This window comes from Methylobacterium sp. B1, assembly GCF_000333255.1.
Classification (GTDB): Bacteria; Pseudomonadota; Alphaproteobacteria; order Rhizobiales; family Beijerinckiaceae; genus Methylobacterium; species Methylobacterium fujisawaense.
Genome location: NZ_BACT01000353.1, coordinates 1 through 2153 on the forward strand (window position 1 = coordinate 1; position 2153 = coordinate 2153).

The window sequence follows — 2153 nt, forward strand, 5'->3', positions numbered from 1 at the left end:
GCGCTGCGGCTCCCTGCCCGAGACCCTCGGGCCCGCCGGCCATGGACGTCGATGCCGCGGACGCGACCCTGCGTTTCCTAGCCGCCGAGCCAGCGGGGCGCGCCGCCCTAGACGCAGCCGTCGCGGCATATGCGGAGCGGGATCCCGGCGTGACCGAGGCGGTGGCCGCCGGGGTCGACAGCGACCCGCTGGAGCAGGTGCCGGCCAAGCCGCCGAAGCTCCCCGACTGGGTGGTCCCCGCCGCCCTGCCCCGCCCGGTCCTGCGGAGCGGCGGCGCCCTGCCCGACGCCGCCGTCACCGCCCTGTGCGAGATGCTCGCCTTCTCGGACCCGCTGACGCCCTACGCGGGCGTCGCGCAGGTCCGCGCCGCCTGCACGCCGGAGAGCCTCGACGCCTTCGCGGTCGCGCTGTTCCAGTCCTGGATCGCCGCCGGCGCCAAGGCGACGGGGGAATGGGCCCTGCAGGCGCTGGCCCTGATCGGCGGCGACCACGCCGCCCGCGACCTCACCCGTCAGATCCGCGCCTGGGGGCAGGCCGGCCTGAAGCCCCGCGGCCGGGCCGGCATCGCCGTGCTCGCCGGGATCGGCACCGACGTGGCGGTGATGAACCTCAGCGCCATCGCCGAGAAGAGCCCGCTGCTGCAACTGCGCGAGGCTGCCCGCGCCGCCATCGTCGACGCCGCCGAGGCGCGCGGCCTCGACGAGGTCGACCTCGCCGACCGGCTCTCCCCCGATCTCGGCCTTGACGCCCGGGGCGGGCTCGACCTGTCCTTCGGGGAGCGCCGGTTCCGGGTCGGCTTCGACGAGACGCTGAAGCCCGTCCTGCGCGACGCCGAGGGCCGGCGGCTCGCCGCCCTGCCCCGCCCGACCAAGGCGGACGATCCCGAATCCGCCAACGCGGCGTCCCGGCACTGGGCGGCCCTGCGCAAGGACGCGGAAGCCGCCGCCGGCCTGCAGGTCACCCGGCTCGAGGCCATGCTGGCGTCCCAGCGCCGCGTCGCCCCCGGGGTGTTCTGGCCGTTCTTCGCCGCCCACCCGCTGATCCGCCACCTCGCCGGGCGCCTCGTCTGGGGGCTCTATCCGGACGGTGCGCCCGCGACGCCGCCGGGGCACGTCTTCCGCCTCGCGGAGGATCTCTCGCCGACCGACGCCGCGGACGACGCCCTCGCCCTCGACGTCGCGGCGGCCGAGGGCGTGGTCGGCCTCGTCCATCCCCTGCACCTCGACCCGGAAGCGCTGGCGGCCTGGAGCGGCTTGTTCGCCGATTACGAGATCGCCCAGCCCTTCCCGCAACTCGCCCGCGAGACCTTCGCGTTCACCGAGGCCGAGCGGGGCGGCGCCGAGACCCTGCGCTTCGACGGAATCCGGGTGGGCGGCCGCCGCCTGCGCGGCCTGCGGCCCCAGGGCTGGTCGACCGACACCGGTGGCGAGCACGTCCATGCGGTGCAGCGGCCGGTCGCGCTGCCCGACGGAACCCGCCTCGTCGCGGTCCTGCGCTTCGAGGACGGGTTCTGGCACCGGCCCGGCCCGGAGGGCGACGGGATCCAGACGCTGCGGACCCTGACCCTGTCCGACACCGGCTGGCGCGCCGCGGCGACCCACCGGTTCGGCGACCTCGATCCGGTGACCGCCAGCGAGGTCCTGCGCACGCCGAGCCTGCTCGCCGCCGCCGGCGACGCGTGAGAGGGAGACAGCCCATGGAACGCTACGAGCTGGTCGAGGGCAGCGCGGCCAAGTTCTGGGAGGTCGGCGTCTCCGGCCCGACGCTCACCGTCCGCTTCGGGCGCCTCGGCACCCAGGGCCAGAGCAAGGACAAGACCTGCGCCGACGCGGCCGCGGCCGTGAAGGAGAAGGACAAGCTCGTCCGCGAGAAGACCGCCAAGGGCTACGTCCGCGCCGACGGATCGGCGCCCGCCCCGGCCGCGGCGTCCGCCCCGGCACCGACCGCCGCCGCCAGGAAGCCCGCCCCGGCGCAGGCGTCCGGGCCGGCCGGCGAGACGGTTGTCGAGCCAGCCGCGGAGCGGGCCGCGGAGCCGGCCGCCCCGCCGCCCGCCGAGCCCCCGCCGGCTGGCCCGGCGGAGCCCGTCCCGCCCCCGCCCCGGCCGCGGTCTTCGAGGGCGTGCCGCTTCCGACCCGCCTGCGCCCCGGTCCGCG

At 77.3% G+C, this 2153-nt stretch carries 2 protein-coding genes; both read left to right on the plus strand.

Features of this window, described 5'->3' with window-relative positions:
* Positions 1 to 1682 (plus strand): DUF4132 domain-containing protein (locus I53_RS10345; protein WP_148291107.1); only part of this gene is annotated, 1682 nt, incomplete at its 5' end.
* A gap of 14 nt (positions 1683 to 1696) precedes the next feature.
* On the plus strand, positions 1697 to 2153 hold a 457-nt coding region (locus tag I53_RS10350; RefSeq protein WP_043350087.1), incomplete at its 3' end, for a WGR domain-containing protein.